This is a genomic window from Pseudonocardia adelaidensis (genome assembly GCF_039543345.1).
Taxonomy (GTDB): Bacteria; Actinomycetota; Actinomycetes; order Mycobacteriales; family Pseudonocardiaceae; genus Pseudonocardia; species Pseudonocardia adelaidensis.
The window spans coordinates 182,675-203,350 of the sequence record NZ_BAABJO010000011.1; the positions used below are offsets into that span (position 1 = coordinate 182,675).

Genomic DNA, 20,676 nt, shown 5'->3' on the forward strand with positions numbered 1-20,676 from the left:
TTGCGCCACAGCTGATCCGCCCCGGCCCGGACGGCGGCCGCCCAGTACGACGCGGTCCACTCGACCGGCCAGGCGTCGCGGATCGCGCGGCCACGATCGGCCAGCGCCGTGCCCCACCCGGAGACCGGCGTGCGCACCTCCTGGACCGCGGCGGCCAGGTCGGCGCGGGTCGGTGCGCGGATCTGCGCGGGCGTCCACTTCGACCGCACCATGGCCAGCACCGCCACACCGGCGACGACCGCCCCGGTGATGGTCGCCGCCGTGCCCGCGCCGAACCCGGCGATCGCCACGCCGGCGGCGATCCCCACCCCGGCGCCGGCCCGCAGCCCGGCCCGAGCCCGTCCCGGGCCCATCGGGGTGCTCCAGAACCCCCCGGCCGCACGGCGCAACGCGCGCCGCCCGAACCAGGCCGCCACCACAGCGACGAGCGCGCCGGCGCCGAGCAGCACGATCCGGCCGAGGCCGGACGGCAGATCCCGGTCGCCGTGCCGCCCGACCGGATTCGTCGTCGTACCCGCCGTCGGCGTCGCCGTCGGGCCGGCCGACTGCGTCGCGCTCGGGGTGCCGGTCGTCGGGCCCGCCGTCGCTTGTGTCTGCGTCGGCCCCGTCGTCGGCGCGGTGGTCGGCCCGGTCGTCGGCGGCGTCGTGGTGGGCGGCGTCGTCGGCTTCTCGGTCGGATTCTCGGTCGGCTTCCCGGTCGGCGGCGTCGCGGCCGGCACGTTCCAGGTCTCGCCCGGGTAGATCACGTTCTCGTCGCGCCCGGCGAGCCGGCCGCGGTTCGCGTCGGCGATGTCCGTCCAGTCGTGCAGCCCGAACCGGTGGGCGATCCAGGTCAGGTTGTCGCCGTTGTCCTGGGTCGTGTAGGTCTTCCCGGTCCCGTCCGGAGCCTCGAACGTCGTCGCCAGCGGCAGCGGGGTGTGGTCGCTCGGCGGCAGGACCATCCCCGGGTGCGCCGCCAGGATGGCGTCCCGCACCGCCTTCGGAGTGGTGCCCAGGCCGTCCGCGAGCCCCCGGATCGAGTCGCGCGGCTGCGACACGACGGTCCGGCCCGCGCCCGCGGGCAGGTTCAGCACGGTGCCCGCGCTGACGTAGGTGACGTCGATGCGCACGACCTGGTGCTGGTCGCGCACCGGGGCCTCCGACTGGTGCGCGAGGCCCCCCGCCAACGACAGGCCGAGCACGCCGAGCACCGCGGTCATCGCTGCGGCGGTGGCGGCCCGCCGCGCCGGGGTCGGCGACCCGCGCGGTGTCGGGTGCATCCACCGGTAGGTCACGACGAGGGCGGCCACGGCGAGCACCCCGCCGCCGACGAGCGTCACCGGGTGCAGGAGGCCGTGCTCGAGCACCCACCACAGACCGGCCGCGACCGCGCCGAGGGACACCGCCGTGACGAGGGCGGGCTTGCCGATCCGTTGCATGAGCGCCGGTGAACCACGCGACTGCGGAGCGGCGGCGCGGTGGAGCGCCACGATCGCCATCGCGGCCAGCACCCCACCCGCGAGCACCAGCACCGGTGCGACGAGCCCGTGCCCGGTCAGCGCGAGCCATCCGGCCGTGCCCAGCACGGGGCTGGCCGTCGATGCCACACCGGCGATCCCGCGCGGAACACCCGGTTGCAGACCGGTACGGCCGAACCTGCCGGCTCCCTTGCCCGCCGGCATGGGCAGCCGCGCCTTCAGCCCCTGCAGCATGCCGTTCAGCAGCCGCATGCCGGCGGCGATCGCCGCGCCGAGGGTGAGCAGGCCCGCTCCGGGCACGCCGGCGAGGACCAGCGGCACCCCGACCAGACCCACGCCGACCAGCGTGATCAGTGCCGGGCGCTGTACGACCGGGACGACCAGCAGCGGAGTGCCGATCAGGATCCGGTCCGTCCACCGGCGCGCGGCCAGGCCGCTGACGGTGGGTGTCGGGAGATCCGCGTCGGCCGGCGGGCCGCGGTTGCGGACCAGGTGGATGGTCGCGACCACCGCGCCCGCCAGCGCCATGCCGGCCACGCCGAAAGCGGCCATGCCCACTGCGCCCATGCCGGCCAGCACCGCCAGCCCGGCACCCGCGGCACCGGCCAGGGCTCCGGTGCCGGCAGCGAGGCGGGCCGGGAAGCGGCGCGGTGCCTGCGGTGCCGGTCCGTGCCTCGGCTGCCCGTGCTGGGCGCGGACGTGCGCGTCGAGCACCAGCAGCGCCACGTGCTGGCTCATCCCGCCCACCTGGCGCGGCTCGGCCGGCTGCGCCAGCCGCAGCGAACCGGAGCCGTAGGCGACCAGGGTGGCCAGCTCGGGCTCGGTGAGCGTGCCCTGACGGGCCCGGATGAGAAGTCCCCTGGCCGGCTCCGGCAGCCCGTCGGCGAGGGCCGCGAGCTCCGCGATCCCGGTCCGGTGCCGCATGATGTCCAGCCAGCGGGATGTCGCAGCCCGGTTCGGGTCACGCGCCATCCCGGCCGCGATGTGCAGCGCGGTGAGCAGCTCCTCGTGGCCCCAGTCCAGGTTGGCGGCCAGCTCGTCGGCGACGTGCCGGTCCTGGTTGTCCGCACGCCGTCCCGGCACCGCTCCGCGGGCACCGACCTGGGCCACGGCCCGGCGCAGCTCCCGCAGCGCGGAGCCCGGGAGGTCGAGGTCGGCGAGCTGGTCGCGGGACAGCGCGGCCACCTGTGCCAGCGAGGTGATCCCGGCCCGGACCAGCACCCGGTAGACCCGGTCCTGGTGCGCACGCAGGTGGGCGATGAGCTCCTCGATCCGGTCGGCGCGCTGCCACAGCGCGGCCCGCTCGGCCGGATGCAGGTCGAAGTCCTGCACAGCGCGCAGCGCGTCGCGCACCTGCCGCCACAAGCCGTCCTTCGCCTTGTCGCGCAGCATCTCGTCGACCGCCCGGCGCAGCGTCCCGGCACCCAGTTCGGCCTCGGCCAGCGCGATCGTGGCGTCCCGCATGCGGCGGTGCAGCTGGTGCAGGTCCAGCCCGACCATCTGGGCCAGGTCCCGCTCGGACAGCGCCTCCACGACATCCTCGGGGCTCAGCCAGTCGGCGTCGTCCACGAGCTCGTCTCGGACCGCCCGCCGCAGCGCGTCGACGCTCATCCCGGCCGTCTCGGCGAGGACCTCGTCCCGCACCTCCTCGCGGGCGTCCGCCGGGTCCAACCCCCTGGCCGCCAGCCGGTCGTGGACCTCCTCCCACAGCTGCTCGACCGTCAGCCCCACGAACCGGGCGAGGAACTCGTCCGGCACGGACTCCCAGAGCTCCACCAGGTCCGCGCGGTCCTGCCCGAACACGACCACCTGGTTGCGGACCCGCTGCAGCAGCTCCTGGACGCCCATCCCGGCAGCGGCGGCCAGTACCTCGTTGCGGACCAGGTCCCGCACGTCCTCGACGTCCAGCCCCAGCGCCCCGGCGAGCAGCGGCAGCGCGACCCGCTCGGTGAGGATCGCGGTGCGCTCCGCCGCCTCGGTGCGCACGCCCCGCCCGGCGGCCTCCCGGCCACCGAGGAGCGTGTTGTTGCGGAGCTCGCGGGTCAGCTTCTCGCCGATCCGCTCGACGTACCGGGCGACCTCGTGCGGGCGGACGGCCGTGGCGTGGTCGGCCGGCACGCCGCTGCGCTCGTTGAGCCGCTGCGCGATCTCCGCTTCCGGGAGACCCGCGGCGTAGTCCAGGAGCGCCTGCAGCTCGCGGTCGCTCAGCGCGGTCAGCCGCAGCCGGTCCGCCGCGTCGACCCGGGGCGCCGGTCCCCCGAACTCGGGGCCGGCCTTCCGCTCCTCCTCCCGCTGGGCCAGGACCTGCGCGGCCACGACCAGTGTCGCGACGAACGTCGGGCGGTCCAGCGTCAGCTTCCCGCGCAGTTCGGTGTTCCGCTCGAACGCGCGCAGCTCGTCGGCGATCGTCTCCTGCCGCTCGACCGCGTTCGCCACGTCGTCCTGGGTGAGCCGGTGCATCACCCAGGTCCGCTGCGGGATCAGCTGCGCCAGCTGCTGGGCGGTCGCCGGATCCGCGTCGGCCTGGTACTCCTTCGCCAGCTCCTGGACCTGGGTGTTCCGCTCGGGGGAGAGCCCCGCGACGGGCTCCCCGAGCAGGGCCGTCTCCAGCTGCGCGAGGTCGAATCCGACGTCGCCGGGAAGGGCCGGGAGTGCCTCGACCTCGTCCGCGGTCAGCAACTGCTTGGCGGCCTCGGCCTCGGTCCTGGCCTCCTGCTTGCCGGCCTTGCCCACCGTGGCCGAGCCGAACTCGAGCTCGAAGAGCGTCTTGAGCTCGTTCTCGTAGCGGATGACCCGGGACAGTGCGTCGAGGCCCTCGAGCTCGGCGGCCTGGGCCACCTCGCCGGTGACGTCCCGCACCGCTTCGTAGCTCGGGGTCGTCCGGCGCTGGTAGACCCGGTCCTCGGGCGACCGGTGGATCACCGCGCTGCCGTTCTGGCCGTTGCGGGCGGCGCGACCGCGCAGCTGGCCCTCGGCCCGCGCCGACGCCTGCTCGCCGAGGCCGACGACGGCCAGCCCGCCGCGGTCGTTGACCTCCGCCCCCTCGGCCTTCTGGCGGGCGGTCACCTCCGCGTGGACCGCCGCGTACTCGGCCTCGTAGCGCGTCTTGTCCCCGCCCCAGCCGGGGTAGCGCCGGCTCATCTCGCGGGCGGTCATCCACGTCACGTCGCCACCGAGCTGGATGTCGGCGGCGCGGTTGGTCACGGTGCTCACCGTCACCGCACCCTTGCGGCCGGCCTTGGCGGTGATGGCGCCCTCGCTGGTGAGGTTCATCGCGGTGAGGGTGCGGTGCTTGACGCCCGCCGCCCACAGCATCTCGGAGATGATCGTCGCCTCCGTGACGTCGGGGACGTCGATCAGCACGGGGCGCCCGTCCTCGTGCGCGGCGAGCGCGTCGGCCACCACGGCTTCCCGGGCCTCCTGCCGGTTCGCGTGGTCGACGGGCTTGTGCTCGACCCGGTGGACCCCGTCGTGCGGCTCGAGGTAGATCACCTCCTTGCCGTACTGCTGCCGGAACGCCGCCTCGGTCTCGCCGATGACACCGGTCATCCCCGTGAAGTCCCGGTCGCCGATGAACTCGCCGATGTCCATCGAGGCGGCCGTCCGGGACGGCTTGCCGATCTTGAGCCCGGCGTGGTTCAGGGACTCGGCGTACTCGATCGCCTCCTGCAGCCCGTTGTTGAAACGACGCCCCGCCAGCGGACGCCGGTACTTGCCGACCAGCACGACCCGGCTCTCGCCCGTGGCCGGGTTGTGCTCGACGAAGTAGTCCAGCCCGGGGGAACGGCCGCCCTCGTTGAGCACGTGGCGTTGCGTCAACGCCTGGTTGATCCGGTTCACCAGCGGGTCGTCCGCCGCCAGCTTCCGGCCGCCCCGCTCGGCCGGCAGGCGCTCGATGAATCCGAGCCCCTCGGAGGTCACCTTCGCGGTGCCACCGTGCGCGTCCCACTCGATCCTGAAGTGGCCGCTCTCCGGATCCAGCCGCGCGGCGACGTTGTACCCGTACTCCAGGTCCGCGAGCGGCACCTCGACGCCCGGGATCTCGTCGGCGAGCCGGTACCGCATGTTCGCGTCGTCGATGAGGAAGGTGTCGACCTCGTCGAAGATCAGGAACCCGCCGCGGCCGTCCTGCACCGGCTTCTTCGCCTCGCGGACCAGGGCGCGCAGCTCCGCCATCGACTTGCGGTCACCGGCCAGCGCCTTCTCGAGCACGGGGTTCAGCACGGTCTTGTCCAGCTGCGGGATGCCCGACCGGTCGCGCAGCAGATCGAAGACGATCTCGGCGGTGCCGACCGTGACGTCCGCCTGGTTGGCGCGCCGCTTCGCGGACGGCGACTGCGTGTCGATCACCAGGTCAGCGGACGCGCCGAGGTTCCCACCGATCCGCTTGACCTCGGTGACGGCCTTGCCCGCAGACGTGTTGTCGGTGGTCAGCCAGTGCACGCCACGGCCGTCCACCGCCCGCACCAGGGCAGCGACCGCACCGGTGAGCGTCTTGCCTTCGCCGGTGCGCATCTCCACGACGTAGCCGCGCACCATCGCGAGCGCGCCGGCCACCTGGTCCGGGCGTACGACCTTGCCGTCGTCCAGGCCGCGCTTGCTCGGGCGGGCGGAGGCCTCGCACACCAGGGCCAGGCACTCCAGCTCGACGTCCTTCAGGGTGCGCTCGCCGCTGGAGACCTGCTGCTTGAGCTCCTGGTACCGGGTCCGCAGCCACTTGGTGCTGCGCCAGCCGAACTTCCATACGAGCCGGTGCACCTCGGCCAGTTCGGCCGGCGTCAGGGCCTGGGCGCCACGCATCCCCACCGTGGCGACCTGTCCGGAGTCCTCGCCGGCCGGCTTGTAGTAGAAGTCGGTGTCCGCACCCTTCAGTGCGGCCTGGAGCTGCGCCTCGGAGACGCCCAGTTCCCGGGCCAGCTCGTCGGCGGGCGCCGTGTAGCCCTTCTCGGCCTCGATCCGGGCCTGCATCGCCTCGCGGACCTGGTCGACCAGGGCCGGGTCCGGACCGTAGGCGCCGCCACCGGGCTCTTCGGTGATGCGTGGCCCACCGTCGGTGTCGGCACCGCGCCCCGGCCGGGGCAGCCCGTCGACGAGCTCCTGCATCGCACGGTTGCCCGCCTCGAAGGCGTCACCGTGCTCGTTCTTGCCCGTCGACGACTCACTGGAGGCGTCGTAGGACATCCGGAGGCCGTTCTCGCCCGCCCGGCCGTGCGGATAGTGCCGGACGAACCCGACCTGCTCGCCGGTGGCCGGGTCGGCCTCGACGAAGTACTCGAAGTCGCCCAGGTCATCCTGACCGATCCGATCGGCGAGCTCCCGCTCGGTCATCGGCTTGCGCGTCAGACCCGTGCGGATCTCACCGGCGACATCACTCGCCTTGCGGACGGGCATGCCGCGCATGGCTCGCGTCAGCTTCTTGGCCGTGGGCGCCTTGCCCGCAGGCCGCGAAGCCGTGCCGCCGGGCCGCTCGGACGCCGGAGCGACCGACGAGCCCTCGCGACCGGAACCGGTCTTCGCTACTTCGGTGCCAGCGGGCTCACCCGCTGGTTCTGCCGCTCCCCGCTCGGCGTCGGCGTTCTGCTCCGCCGCGGTGGAGGTGCGGTCGAGGGTGTTCTCGGTGTTGCCGTCCTGGTCCTGGATCTCCTCGCTCGAGTTGCGCTTCTGACCTGCCGCCTGTGCCCGTCCGGCCTCCGTTCCCTCGATCGGCGCCTCGTTGCTCCGAGCGCCCTCTCCCACGCTGACGTCGTTCCGACCGGCAGCGCCCGTCGTGGCGGCCTTGCCCGCCTGCGACTGCTCGCTGCCTCCAGTGCCCCTCCCGATGCCCTCGGGCTCGGCGGGGGCGGCTTCCACGCGGCCGGCGTCGCCGGCCTTACCGGTGGTCGCGGAGTCCTGCCCAGGGGGCGGGATGCCCGTCTTGAGGGGGTCGATCGCACGCGGGTTGCCGACGGGGTCGACGGAACCGAGCTCGCCGGCGGCCGTACCCGTGGTCGGCGGCCCGTCCCCGGCGACCGCATCGTCGCCGTTGGCCTTGGACCCACCGCTCTGCTCGCCGCGACCGCCGGTGCTCTCCCGCGCGGGCAGGGCAGGGAGCTTCTGCTCCCCGGGGTCCTGCGGGCGCTGCGGCTGCGGCGGCTCGGCCGGATCGGATGCCGTGCCACGGCCCGTGCCGTCGCCGTCCACGACGACCACCGGCCGCTTCCCGGCACCGTTGCCCGAGCCCGGCTCGGACCCGCCACCCGAGGGCAGCTCGGAGCCGGCACCGTCGGCTGCTCCGGAGGGAGCACCCTGCGGGTCGCCCTGCTGCGGCTGCGCACCGTGGGTCTCGGTGGCGCGGCCGGGAACCGGCACCACACCGACGCCGTCCGGCGAGCCGCGGACCGGTGGGAGCTCCACCTGACCGGACCGGGTGCCGGAGGGGTTCTCGAGCCCCGGCACACCGACGCCGGTGTTCTGCGCCGGCGGCTGTGCGCCCGGCGGCGCGGCCTCGGGCGGCCCGCCGTGCGCTGCGCCGACCGGCTGCTCGGGGCTGGTCGGGGCGCCGGCCGCACCGGGCGCGGGATCGGCCGTATCTGCACCGGGAGCCGGTGCCGGATCACCGGCCGCGCCCAGGGCGCCGGGGGCCCCACCGGTCGCCGGAGACGGCGACTCCGCCTCAGCCCCACCCGGCACGATCGGACGCGGCGCCGGTCCCGGCGGGCCCGCCTCCCGCTCGGCCGGAACCCGCAGCCCGGGCTCCTGCTCGGCCGGAACCTGCGCTCCGGGCTCCCGCTCGGCGCGGGCCTGCGCCGCACGGGCGTCCTCCTCGACCTGAGCGCGGATACCGGCTTCGTCCTGCTCGGCACGAGCCCGGATGGCGGCCGCCTCCTGCTCGGCCCGGGCCCGGACGGCGGCCTCGTCCTGCGCAGCGCGAACCCGGATCTCGGATTCCGCCCGCTCCGCACGAGCCCGGGCGTCAGGGGTCTGCTCCCGCTCCGCCTGCTCCCGAACCGCCTGGGCGTCCACGTCGGCCTGCCGGCGGATCGCGGCAGCATCCTGGTCCGCCTGCTGCCGGAGCGCCGAGACCTCGTCGTCGGCCTGCTGGCGGATCGCCGAGGCGTCGTCGTCGGCCTGCCGGCGAACCGCCGAGGCGTCGTCGTCGGCCTGCTGCTGCCGCGGCGCCGACGTGTCGTCGGAGTCGTCGGCCTGCTGCCGGGTGGCCGACGCGTCGTCGTCGGCCTGCTGCCGAGGAGCCGCGGACTCCTCGTCGGCGTGCGCCCGGCCGCCGGTCGTGGCTCCGGCGTCCTCGCTCGGCGTGCCGGACCGGGCCGGCTCGTCGGCTCCCTTGCCGCCGCTCGGCCGGGCCACGACGTCGCCGGTGGCACCCTTGCCGCCTGCCGGCCCGCCGCCCGTGACCTCGCCACCCGCCGGCGGAGCTCCGTCACCACCGGCGCCGCCCTTGCCCCCGGGGGGTGGCGCGGCCGCGTCGCCGGCGCCGGGGCCACCGGGTGGTGGCGCACCGTCGCCACCGGTGACCTTCCCGCCGGCGCTGCCGCCGCCCTTGCCCCCCGACGGGAGCGTGACCGGGGGAACGGCCGGGGTCTGGCCTTCGGGGCCCGTCGGAGGCTTGGCGGGGTTCGCAGCGGCCGGCCGGGCGCCGGCGAGCCCGGGCGCCCGGTTGCGCATGGTGCCCCACGTGCCCGTGCCCGTCCTCATCCACGGGGCCGGCCCGATCTTCCCCACCATCTGGGCCCCGCTGAGCCCCATCAGGACGCCGTTCAGCAACAGGTTGGTGCCGTCCCACAGCCGGTTCTCGTTGCTCATCTGGCCGAAGTTCGCGACGTAGTGGTAGCCGGCCTCGCCGAACTGCCCGGTGAAGGCGGTGAACGCCGTGCCGTTGGCCACCTTCGCCCCGACACCCACCGCCGTGGCTGTTCTGCCCATGCCCGCCACGGCCGCCGCGCCCGCCCCCAGCTTCGCCACGGTGCCCACTCCGAGCGCGGCACTGCCGACGACCATGAGCGCGTCGGCGCGGGCGGCCGGGTTGGTGAAGACGTTGTTCGACTGCCCGTGCGCCGAGCGGGTGTTCATGTTCTGCACGGCGCGGACGCTGAAGTAGCCGACCCCGGCGAGGGTCAGGGCGACGCCGCCCGCGTACATGGCCGCGGCCGCCGGGGCCCCCAGACCGAAGGTCGCGACCCCGACGGCGGTGCCGCCGATGAACATCAACGCCGCGCCCGCGAGCGAGACCACACCCATGATCCGGTCGGACCACTTGTGCTTGACGTGCTTCCCGTCCGTCGTCTCGAGCGTCAGGTTGCCGATCTTCGCGCTCAGATCGGTGGGGGCGAGCAGCTTCGTGCCCTCGCCGAACAGCTCGTTGTTGTCGCGGAAGTCGCCGAGGTCGTTGTAGTTCGCGCCCTTGACGTCGATGTACGCCTTGACGTTGCCCTGGGAGTCCATCACCCGGTAGATCGGCATGTAGCGCAGCTCGTGGGACTCGGGGTCCTCGTACAACGTCATGAGCGTGTCGGTGTTCGACCCGTCTTCGGAGTACTTCTCGATCCCCTTCTTGATCTCGCCGTCGAGGCCGGCGAAATCCTCCTTCGTGAGGGGCACCGACAACGCGTTCATGATCTCCTGCGGGGTGCCCCGCGAGGCGAACTCGGCGCGCCGGTCCTCCGGCGTCGCGCCCGCGAACGCGTCGCCGTCGTAGCCCTCGTACTTCTTGACCCCCTCGTCGAAGTACTTCTTCATCAGGGAGTCGGTGATGTTGTCGTAGTACTGCTTGTTGATCCCCGAGTTGAGCACGTAGACCATGTCCGGCCGGCCGGTGGACGGCAGCTGGAGGAGCTCGGTCCTCTTGTTGTCGGAGGTCCGGGCGAACAGCTTGTTGTCCGCGGAGCGAGAGCCGAGGTCGCGCAGGACCGTGTCGTAGTTCAGCCCCGCCGTGGTGGCGAGCAGCTTGATGTCCTTCGTGACCTGGTCATCGGGACCGCGGGTCTTCTCCAGGTGATCGGCCAGGGCGGTCGCGCGGTCCTGGAAGTCGTCCCACTTCTTCAGCTGGCCCGCCCACGCCGGGTCGCCCGCGTTGCCCGCGAAGCCGATGTCGTACGTGCGCAGGTGCTCGTAGTCCGCCCCGCTCAGCTGCTTGCCCGGCAGCTTCGGCTGCGCCTTGAGGTAGTCACTGATGTACCCCAGCTCGTCCCAGTCGGCGTTGATGCCGGTGCGCAGGGCGTTCAACCGGTCGGCCTCGGCGTTGAGCCGGTCGACGTCGGCCTGGGTGGCCTTCCCGTTGCGCTTCTTCGCCTCGAACGCCGCCTTCTGGCTGTTGTACGCGGCGCTCTGCTCCTCCCAGGCGTTGGTGCGCAGCCGCAGGTCCTCCTTGTGGCCCACCATCGCGAGGTTGGTGACGCCCGCGGCGTTGCCCTGCGCCTGCTGCTCGGGCGTGAGGAGGACGAACCTGGTCCCCTTCGGCAGGGCGTCGGCTTCCTTCTGGCTGGACACGATGACCCGGCCCTGGTCATCGAGTTGCTGGCCCTTGCTGTTGACCCCCAGCGTCCTCTGGATGTCCTCGTTGATCGTCGGCAGCGACTTGCCGTCGAGCTTCCCGGGCAGGTTCCCGTCGGCGACGCTCTGGTTCTTCGCGTTGATCAGCAGGCGCTGGTAGTCCATCTGGTCGAGGCCGTTGACGATGCCCCGGTCGACGTCCAGCAGCGGGAACCGCTTCTGCGCAGTGGCCAGCAGGTGCTGCTCGTGATCGGTCAGCGTCGACGTGTCGCCGGTCTGCTCGACCTTGTCGAGGATCCGGTTGAGGCCCGGCAGCTCGGCGTTCCCCTTGTCCTTGACGTACTGCGCGTTGGACTCGGCTCCCGCCACGCGCGCCTCGGCGAACGCCTTCTCGACCGCACTCAGCGGACGCACCGCGGCGTCGTAGGCCTTCTTCTGCTCGTCGGTGAGGGCGTTGTAGGACGCCGGGTCCAGCGGAGGCAGCTGGTCGCTCTCCGTGAGCTCCTTGACCAGCTGGTTATGGGCCTTGACGTGCTCCTGGTAGGTCTTCTCGCTCAGCTTCCCGGCCGCGACCTTCTTCTTCTCGTCGTCGAGCTTCTTCTGGCTCGCGTCGATGATCGGCTGGGTCAGGTCCTCCTTCAGCTTCTTGTCGACCGGGGCGTCCGTCGCCTTCCGGGTGTAGCTGGGGTCGAGCAGCAGCATCCAGCTGGGCTCCGCCTCGCCGCGCCCCTTGACCATCGTCTCCGGGTCGCCGCCGGTGCAGCCGTTGGCGCCGGCCCCCTTGCCGCAGTACCACCCGTCGTTCGGGCCGTACTTGTCGATGTTGTTGGTGTCCGGGCGGCCGTCCCCGTCGGTGTCGACCTGCGTGTTCGGGTTGGGGTACAGCAGCACCGTCGGCTTGCAGCTCCCGTTGTCGCACATCAGGGTCTTGTGCGCCCCGTCCTTGCCGGGGGCGTTCGTCTCGCCGATGCAGGTGCCGCCGCCGTAGCAGACGCCGAAGCCGCCGTTGCCCTTGGCGTCGCGGTAGCCCTGCACGAAACCGCAGCCATTGGCGGCGCAGTACTGGGCGTCGCCCTCCGGGGTGAAGCTGTAGACCCGGCCGGGTCCGTCGAGCCGGACCTCGAAGTAGCCGTTCGGCGTCTTGGTGCCCTCGTTGCCGGCGAACTCGTCGTGCATCAGGCACACAGCGGTGCAGGTCCGCTTGGTCGGGTCGACCTTGAACAGGTCGTTCGGGCCCTTGCCCAGGCCCGTGACGGACCCGTTGCAGATCACCTGGCAGTTCTTGTCCAGCGACACGCCCTTGTTGCCCGGGACCGTCTCGCTGCACATCCCGTAGCAGTCGAAGCTGCCGCCCTTGCCCTCGTCGTCGGGCGTGACCACGACGAGCCGGTCGGCCGCCGTGGGCTTCTGGGCCTTGCAGTTGGAGTAGCAAGGGAGGGAGAGCGACGACTGGAACAGTGGCGAGCCGAACGCGGTGGGGTAGGTGTTCTCGATCTTCCGGCCGTCGGGCAGCTCCACCGACCCGGACTGGCCGTACATCTCGTACCGGCCGTGCGGCTGGCCCCGGCCCGCCGTCATGACGAACGCGGTGTTGGGCTTCCACTTGCCCACCTCGCCCGGGCCCTGGCGGGTCTGGAGCGGACCGTCGCCGTTCGCGATCATCTTGACGCCCTCGAAGGACGTGAAGCGACCCTGGCCGTTCCAGGACGCCACCGCCGGGTTGTCGAACCCGTCCCGGGCCATGAGCCAGGCGTCGACGCCCTTCCCACCGAACGGGCCACCGATGTCGAAGGTGTCCTGGACGGGCTTCCCGTCCTTCACCTTGCCGTTCTTCAGCGCCCCGTAGCAGCCGGCCGGGCAGGCCACCACGAACGCCCCGCCCTTCGGGTCGCCGTAGCTGGCGGTGACGCCACCGCCGCCCCTCGCCGTGACGGTGCTGCCGCTGAAGGCGTCCTTGATCGAGCCGGTGGTCTTCGCCCAGCCCATGCCGCGGCCCTGGTCGTCGCGGTAGCTGCCGGCTTCCTTGGGGTCGGTGGCCGTGTCGTACTTGGTGCCGCCCGGCGCGGTCGGGTTGTTGACGACGAGGTTGCCGTCCTTGCCGACGGTGAGCTTCTGCCCGCTCGAGCCGACGCCGGCCTTCTCGATGCAGTCGGCCTTCGTGCAGGTCTGCCACGCGCCGTCCTGCTTGTCGCCGAGGTTGCGGTACCGGTACTTGCACTCGTTCCCGTTGCACTGGAACTCGGCGCCGTAGCGGTTGTCGCCGATGCCGCGCAGCTTCGGCCGGCCCGTCTTCGGGTCGATGATCGGCTCGTGCGTCTTGGGGTCGATCTCGACGCCAGCGGCCTGGGCGCGCTTCCACCCGGCGTCGACGGTCTTGATCCAGTCGCTGGCACCGGCTTCCTTGAAGTTCGCGCAGTACCCGGAGCAGTAGGCGTTGCCGCCGTTCTTCTGGCCGGGGATCGCGACGGCCGTGACACCGCAGCCGCCGTTGTTGCCCGAGCACTCGGCGGTCTTCCACGCCGTGTAGTAGCCGCCGTCCTTCTCCCAGGTGGCCGACTGCTCCGCACCCTTCTTGGAGTCCTTGGCCTTGGCGTAGAAGGGTGCGTCGCAGTTCGCCGCGCCCGAACAGGTGGCCGACGCCGACGCGTGGTTGCCTTCGGCGAAGGCGCTCGCGGACACCGCGACCCCGCCGCCGCCCATACCGCCGCCACCAGAGCCGGACGCGCGGGCCCAGGCGTACGACCCCGTCTCCGGGTCGCGGGCCGAGGCCGAGCGCGAAGCCGAGTACGAGTGGCTGCAGCTGGTGCCCTTGGTGCCCATGCACGACGCCGACGCCTGCGCCGAGTTCGCATCGCCGGCGGCCGCGGCGGTGGTCATGACCTGGCCGCCGCCGATGGTTCCCTTCCCGAAGCCGACCGCGTCGGCCTTGGCACCGGGAGCCGACGCGTGGCTCTCGGCCCGGTAGGAGTACCGGCACCCGGAGCCTGCGCTGCCGTTGCAGGACGCGCCCGCCATGGCACCGTCCGCGGAGGCCTTGGCCGCCGCGCTCGTGCCGCACCATCCGCCGCCCGCGCCGCCGCGCGCACCGCAGGTGGCATCGGCCGTGGCGCGGCTGCCACCGCCTGCCGACTGCGCGTGGCTGCTCGCGGCGAAGCTGTACCGGCAGGTCGAGCCCGCAGTGCCCTGGCAGGACGCGGAGACCTGCGTCCCGTTCTCCGTCGCGCCCACCCGGCTCGAGCCCGCGCACTGCCCGTTGGTCCCAGCCGTGCAGTCGGTGCGGGAGGACGCCTTGTTGACGCCACCGGGGGCGGCGGCGTGGGCGGTGCCCTCGGTGTGGGTGCGGCACCCGGTGCCCGCGCAGGTGCCGGTCACCTCGGCGATCGCCTCGGACGCGAACCCGCCGGTTCCGGCCTGGCAACCGCCGGCCGCCGCGCAGGTGGCGGTGGCGTGCGCCTTCACCCGGGTTGCGCCGATGGCGTTCGACTCGGAGGAGGCACGGGTGGCGCAGCCGGCCGCGGTGCCGTTGTCGCAGGTGGCGGTCACCTGGGCCGTCGTGGTGGCGAACCGCTGCTCGGCCGGGACGTCCGACGTGGTGGTCGCCGTCGAGGACGCCGCGCTGATCTGGGCCCGGCACGCGGTGGTTCCGTCACACCCGGTGGACCCGGTGGCGGTGCTGGTGCTGCGCTTGCCGGCCGGCCCGGCGACCGCGGTGACGCCGCCGGTGACCCGGCCGGTGCAGCCCGCCTCCGGGCAGTCGATCTGGGAGCCGGCCTGCGCCTGCCCGGTGACGCCCGGGATCGACTTGGCCTTGGCACCCTTGTCGGGGCTCTCGCCCGCGTTGCGCGTGATGGTGGCCGTGGCGTCGCTCGCCGCCACGCATCCGCTCGCGGCAGCAGTGCACGTGGCCGCGGTCTGCGTCCGGCCCGGCGTGCCGCTCGTGCCGCCCGTGGTGGCGGCGGTGCAACCGGCACCGGTGCACTGCGCGGTCGCGGACGACTGCGACCACGTGGCCGGCGCGGCGGTGACCGGCTTCGCGGCCAGCTTCGCGGCCTCGGTTGCCGTCTTGCGCGCGTCCTTCGCCGCGGCCGCGGCATCGGCGGCGGTCTTCTTCTGTGCTGCGGTCGCACCCGGGCGGGCGGCGACCTTCGCGGCCTGCGCGGCGCGCTGCTCGGCCTCGGTGGCCTGCTGCTTCGCCTGCTCGGCCTGGCTGTTCTGCTGCTCCGCGACGATGTCGGCCACGACCTGGCCGGAGCCTGCGGAGGAGTCGGTCTGGACATGGCAGCCGCTCGCCGTGCTGGTGCAGCTGCCGCTGGAGGTGGAGGTGCCGGTCCCCGGGGGACCACGCGCCCCGCCCTCACCGTTCATCGCGGCCGGCCCGTCGCTCCCGCTGGCCGAGGTCCGTGCCTCGCCCGTGCACGGCGTGCCGCCGGCGCAGTCCATCGTGGCCGACGCCATCGTCCAGCTGGACGCGCCCGGCACCGTGGGCCCGCCGGAGTTCGCGGACGAACCCGGCGCCACGGGCGCAGGCGGCGTGGCCGGCTGGTCCGACCCCTGCCCCTGCTGGTCGGCAGGTGCCTTGCCCTGGTCCCCGGTGGTCTCGGAGGACACCGTGGCGTTCGCGGTCGACCGGGCCTGCACCAGCGGGCTGATGATGTTCGCGTTCGGCTCGCTGGAGGCACCGGAGTTGGTGACCGCCTGGCACACCCCGCCCGACACGCCGTTGCACGAGCCCTCGCTGCGCGAACCCCGCGACTGCGCCGACACGCTCGGATCGGTGGCGGACGCCGCGCTGGTCACGCTGCCGGTGCAGCTCTGCTGCCCCTCGCAGACCATGGTCGCACCCGCCGCGGACGCCGCGGACGGACCCGCCACCAGCCGGGCCGTGTTGACCTGCTGGGCCTGCCCCTCCGCCTGCGGTCCGGACAGGGCCAGCGCCGCACCCGGGCCGGTGGACGCGGTCGACGTGGACTGCACCTGGCAACCACCGGTGCCACCCGTGCAGGACGCGGTGCCCTCCGACGTCCGAGGCTTGCCCTTCGCCACCGCGCCGTCCCATGCGCTCGTCGTCGTGCGCACGGAGCCGTGGCAGGCCGTGCCGGCCTCGCAGGCAAGGCTCGCCGACGAGGTCGAGGTCGAGGACGGCCCCGACAGGGACTGGCCCGCCAGCGGCCGGCCGGTGTTCGGGTCCACCGCCACGAAGTCGGGCGCGCTCGACGCGGCCGAGCTGGTCTCGCCCTCGCAGCCACCGCCCGTGACCGTGCACTCCGCGGTGGACGACGTGCCCCGGGCGTACGGGGTGACCCCGGTGTCCCGCGCGCTCGTCGAGCTCTTCGCGGTGCCGCCGCACTCGGTGGCGGCGCCGGAGCACTGCACCGTGGCGTTCGCGTGCGACACGCTCACCGGGCCCGACACCTGCACCACACCCGCCGTCGCAGCGGTGTCCCCGGCCGGGTCGCGGTCGGACACCGTGGTGTCCGCCGCGGTGCTGCAGCTGCCGCCAGCGCCGTGCGCGGTGCAGGACGAGGTGCCGGTGCTGTCGCGCACGCCCTTCACGTCACCCGATGCGCCGCCGGACGTGGTGCTCGACCCGGACGCCACGCAGCTCGCGGCGGCGCAGTCGATCTCGGTGTCGGCGGTGCTGGATGCCGACAGCTCGCGGGTCGCCAAGGCCTTGCCGGTGGCCGCAGCGGCCGTCTGCTCGTCCCACGACGGCTCCGCGGCGCGGTCGGACACCTGCGAGTCGGACTGCACCCCGCAGCCACCCGCCTTCGCATCGCACTGCGAGGAGGCCTTGGTGGTACGCACCGGCGCGGCCGCACCCGCCTTCGCCGGGGTACCGGTGGCGGTGCCCGTGGTGGCACTGGACGCCTTCCCGTGGCACACCGCGGCGTCGCAGTCCACGTTCGCGCCCGCCGAGCTGGAGGCGGTGGTGTCGCCGTCGGTCAGCACGGCCGGACGGACGGCACCGGACAGGCGGGCCCGCGGGTCGTCCTTCTCGTCGACCTGGCTGTCCACCCGCGTGCTGCTGTAGGCCTGGCAGCCGCTGCCTGCCGACTCGCACGAGGCCTGGCCGCTGCTCTTGCGCTCCGCGGTCGTGACCCCGCGCCCGCTGCCCGCCGTGCTCGTGGTGCCGCTTCCGGTGCAGCCGGCGCCGCAGTCGACCTCGACGACCGCGTCACTGCTGCCGCCGCTGCCTGCCGCGTCCTCGCCGTCGGCGCCGGACAGGCTGCGCGTCGAGCACCCGCCACCGGAGACCGTGCACCGCGCCTTGCCGTTGGTGGCCGACTCCGACCCACCCGCAGCAGCCTTCGTCGCGGCCTTCGTGGCGCCCGGCGTGCCGGCGTTCGCCTTGTGGCCGGCGTCGGTGCTGCTGCTCGCCGAGCCCGTGCACGTGGCGGCGCAGTCCACGTCGGCGTCGGCGACGACCTCGTCGGTCGAGTCCTCGTCGCCCAGGTCCACCGTGCTGGAGGTGCCACACCCGCCTGCGCCTTCGCAGTGCGCGGTGCTGCTGCCCTGCCGGCTCGTCTGGCCGGTGTCCGCCTCGGCGGCGTGATCGGTCCCGGAGCTCGCCAGCCGTGTCGCCGGGCGCTCACCACCCGACCCGGTGCTGCTGCTGTCACAGCTGCCGCCACCGGTGTCGCACCCGGCCTCGGCACCCTCCCGGTCGGCGGCCGAGTCGGTGCCGCACGCCCCCGTGCAGGCTGCCTGCGCGGCCGTCCGCCGCTCCGCGCCACCGGGTGGTGCCGCCCCGTCGCGGCTGGGCCCCGTCGAGTCGGTGCGACAGCCCCCACCACCGGACTCGCACTCCGCGGACGCACCCTCACGGTCGGCGCGACTGGACTGGTCGCACCCACTGCCGTCACACCTCGCGGAGGCCTTCGTCACCTCGCCGTCGGCGCCGCGACTGGACGCACTGCTCCCGCAACCGGAGTCGTCGCACGAGGCCACGGCCTTCGAACCACCCGCCGACGAGGACGCACCACACCCCGACGACACGCCGGACAGGCACAGCGTGCGCTCGGAATCGCGCTTGCCGTCGCCGGACTCCGACGCCGACCCGCAGCCCGTGAACGCGCCGTCCGAATCACACCCGGCGGCCGAACCCTCGCCGTCCAGGTCGTCCTCGGACACCGTCGACACGTGCCGGTCGGTGGCGTCCATCAGCTCGTCGGTGGCCTCGTAGACCTCGTCGCGCTGCTCCTCGTACGCCTTGACGTTCTTCTTGTGCGCGGCAGCGGACACGACACCGGAGGTGACCTTCTTCTCCTCGGCCGCCAGCTTCTTCTCGCTCTTGTCGAGCGTCTCGTGCCCGTCGACGACCTCGTCGACCAGCTCGGCCCGGTCATCCGACAGCTCCGCCCGGTCCGCCACGTACTGCGTCTCGAGCTTCTTGTGCGCCGCTGCCTGCTTGTCGTACTCGGCCTTGGTGGCCTTGCCCGACGCGACGTCCTTCTTCGTCTGCGCGAGCTTCTTCTCGCTCTTGTCGACCTTGATCCGGCCCTCGAGCACCTTCTCGGTCTGCTTCGCCGAGTCGTCGGAATCCGACGCGTCCTCGTCGTCGTCCCGCGGTGGCGCCCGGGACCGCGCGTCCGAGAACTCCCGCGACGACAACGTCGAGACCTCGTCCGAGCTCAGCCCGGAGCAGCCGCCGTCGCCGCACATCCGCTCGCGGTCCTTGCGGTCCAGCCCGCTCAGCTTCACCGTCTTGCCGCCGTCACCGGCGGAGAGCAGCTTGGCGAGAGCCTTCTCGTCCTTGGCCCCCGACTTCTTCTTCTCGCCGTGGCCGATCGCCTTGCGGACCTCACCCTCGACCCGCCCGCCGTTCGAGACGCCGGCGTGATCGGCTACGACGCGGGCGGCGTCGCGCGCCAGACCCTTCACCGCCTTGCCGACATCCCCGTCGGCCTTGCCGTCCGACACGTCACGCACGATCTTGCCGGCGCGCTCGACGAGGCGCCGCACGTCCGCGGACCGGTCCTTGCCGTCCTTCGCGCCCGAGTCGTCGGCCCCGTGCCGCGAACCGACGGCCTCGGCGATGCCATCGGCCAGCTTCGCCCACGACCCCGGGCGATCGCCGGAGTGGGGCTTCTTCTTGTCGGAGCGCTCCTTCTCGACGAGCTCCTGCACCAGACGACCGGTCTTCTCGGCCCGGCCGGCGCGCTCCTCGCGATCGCCGTCGTCCGCTGCCGAGCGAATGGCCCGGTCGGCCGCCTTCTTCTTCCGCGCGCCGTCCTTCTGCTCGCCCGGATCGACCGCCTCGGCCAGGCGCGCGGCCACCGCGCGACGGCCGGACTCCCCCTCGCCGTCCTCTCGCTCGGACCGCGATCCTCCGGCCCGCTCCGACAGCTCGCCGATCACTGTGCGTAGCTCACCGCCGGCGTCGCCCTTCGTTCGCGGGCGCTTGCCGTCACCGTCGTCCCGCTTCGACCGGGCGTCCTCTGCCCCGTCCGCCAGCTCCTTCGCCCAGCGGCGCACGGCGCCCTCGACGTCGTCGCGGTCCTTCGACGCGCGCCCGCTCAGCTCCCCCGCGGGACGTCTCGCGCCGGCCTCGTCGTCGCCGCCCTCGGCCGGCTCCGCGTCGGCGTCGCGAGCGCCCGTCTTCTTCTGGCGGGCGTCCTTCGTCCTGCCGTCCTTCTTGCCGTCGTCGTCCCGGTCCGCGGTGCGCCCGCGCGCCTCGCCCAGCGCGTCGCGCACGCGCTCGCGGACGGCCTCCCGCACGCGCTCGCCGGCGCCGTCCGCGTGAGCCGAAGCGTCGTCGGCGTCCTTCGCGTCGGCGTCCCTCGCGTCGGCGTCCTTCGCGTCGGCGTCCCTCGCGTCGGCGTCCTTCGCGTCGGCGTCCTTCGCGTCGGCCTGGTCGCCGCGCTCGCCGTCGGCGGCCCGCCGGCTCGCCGGACGCTCGTCGTCGCGCTCGCCCGCCGAGTCGTCCCGCGCGGACCCGCGCCGTGCCGACTCGCGGTCACCGCGCTCCTCGTGCCTCGCCTGTTCGCGATCGCCCGCGTCGTCCTGCTCGCGGCTGTCCTCGCCGTCGCCATCCCGGGAGTGCCGCTCCCGCGTCTTCTTCTCCGGGTCGTCCGAGTCGCCGGACTCCGCACGGTCCTTCTTGTCCGCCTTCTTCTCGGACTTCTTCTCGCTCTTGTCCGACTTCTTCTCGGACTTCTCGTCCGACTTCTTCTCTTTCTTTTCGGACTTCTCGTCCTTCTTGTCGGACTTCTTTTCTTTCTTTTCCTTCTTCTCGGACTTCTTCTCGCTCTTGTCCGACTTCTTCTCGGACTTCTTCTCCGACTTGTTGTCGGACTTCTTCTCCTTCTTGTCCGAGCCGCCGTCGCCATCGCCGCCCTTCTTGCTGCTTGCACCTCCCTTCATCAGGCTCTGCTGGACGGCCGCCGCCGGCACCACGGCCGCCGCGGACGCGGGCGTCGCGAGGAACGCCGCCCCGATCCACAGCACCACCACGGCACCGGCCAACCCGAACACCAACCGCATCACCCAGAACAGGCGATCGATCGCCGAGAGCCGCAGCCGCACGGCACCAGCGCACGCGGGGAGGCCGGTGGCCTCTCCGTCATACGCGAAGTACCGGGACATGAGCTGCAACTCCCACTGGTCGGATGGAGAACCACGGAGACGATCCGCGACCGAAGTGACACGGGGCCACGAATCGAAGAGGACACGCAAGAACGGGCCGACCCCGTACGTCGCGCCTGAGGCAGCGACCCACAACCAGGCGGTGAAC

General features: G+C 73.4%; 1 protein-coding gene (running past one end of the window). It reads right to left on the bottom strand.

Annotated elements, in window-relative coordinates; translation table 11 throughout:
- Positions 1 to 20,528, bottom strand: the 5' end (the start) of a protein-coding gene (locus ABEA81_RS17095; RefSeq protein WP_345606104.1) for a preprotein translocase subunit SecA. Its footprint begins 32,428 nt before the window's first position; 20,528 of the gene's 52,956 nt are visible here — the first part of the coding sequence; it begins with the start codon at positions 20,526 to 20,528; its stop codon lies off the left edge, out of view.
- Between the last annotated feature and the right edge of the window lie 148 nt (positions 20,529 to 20,676).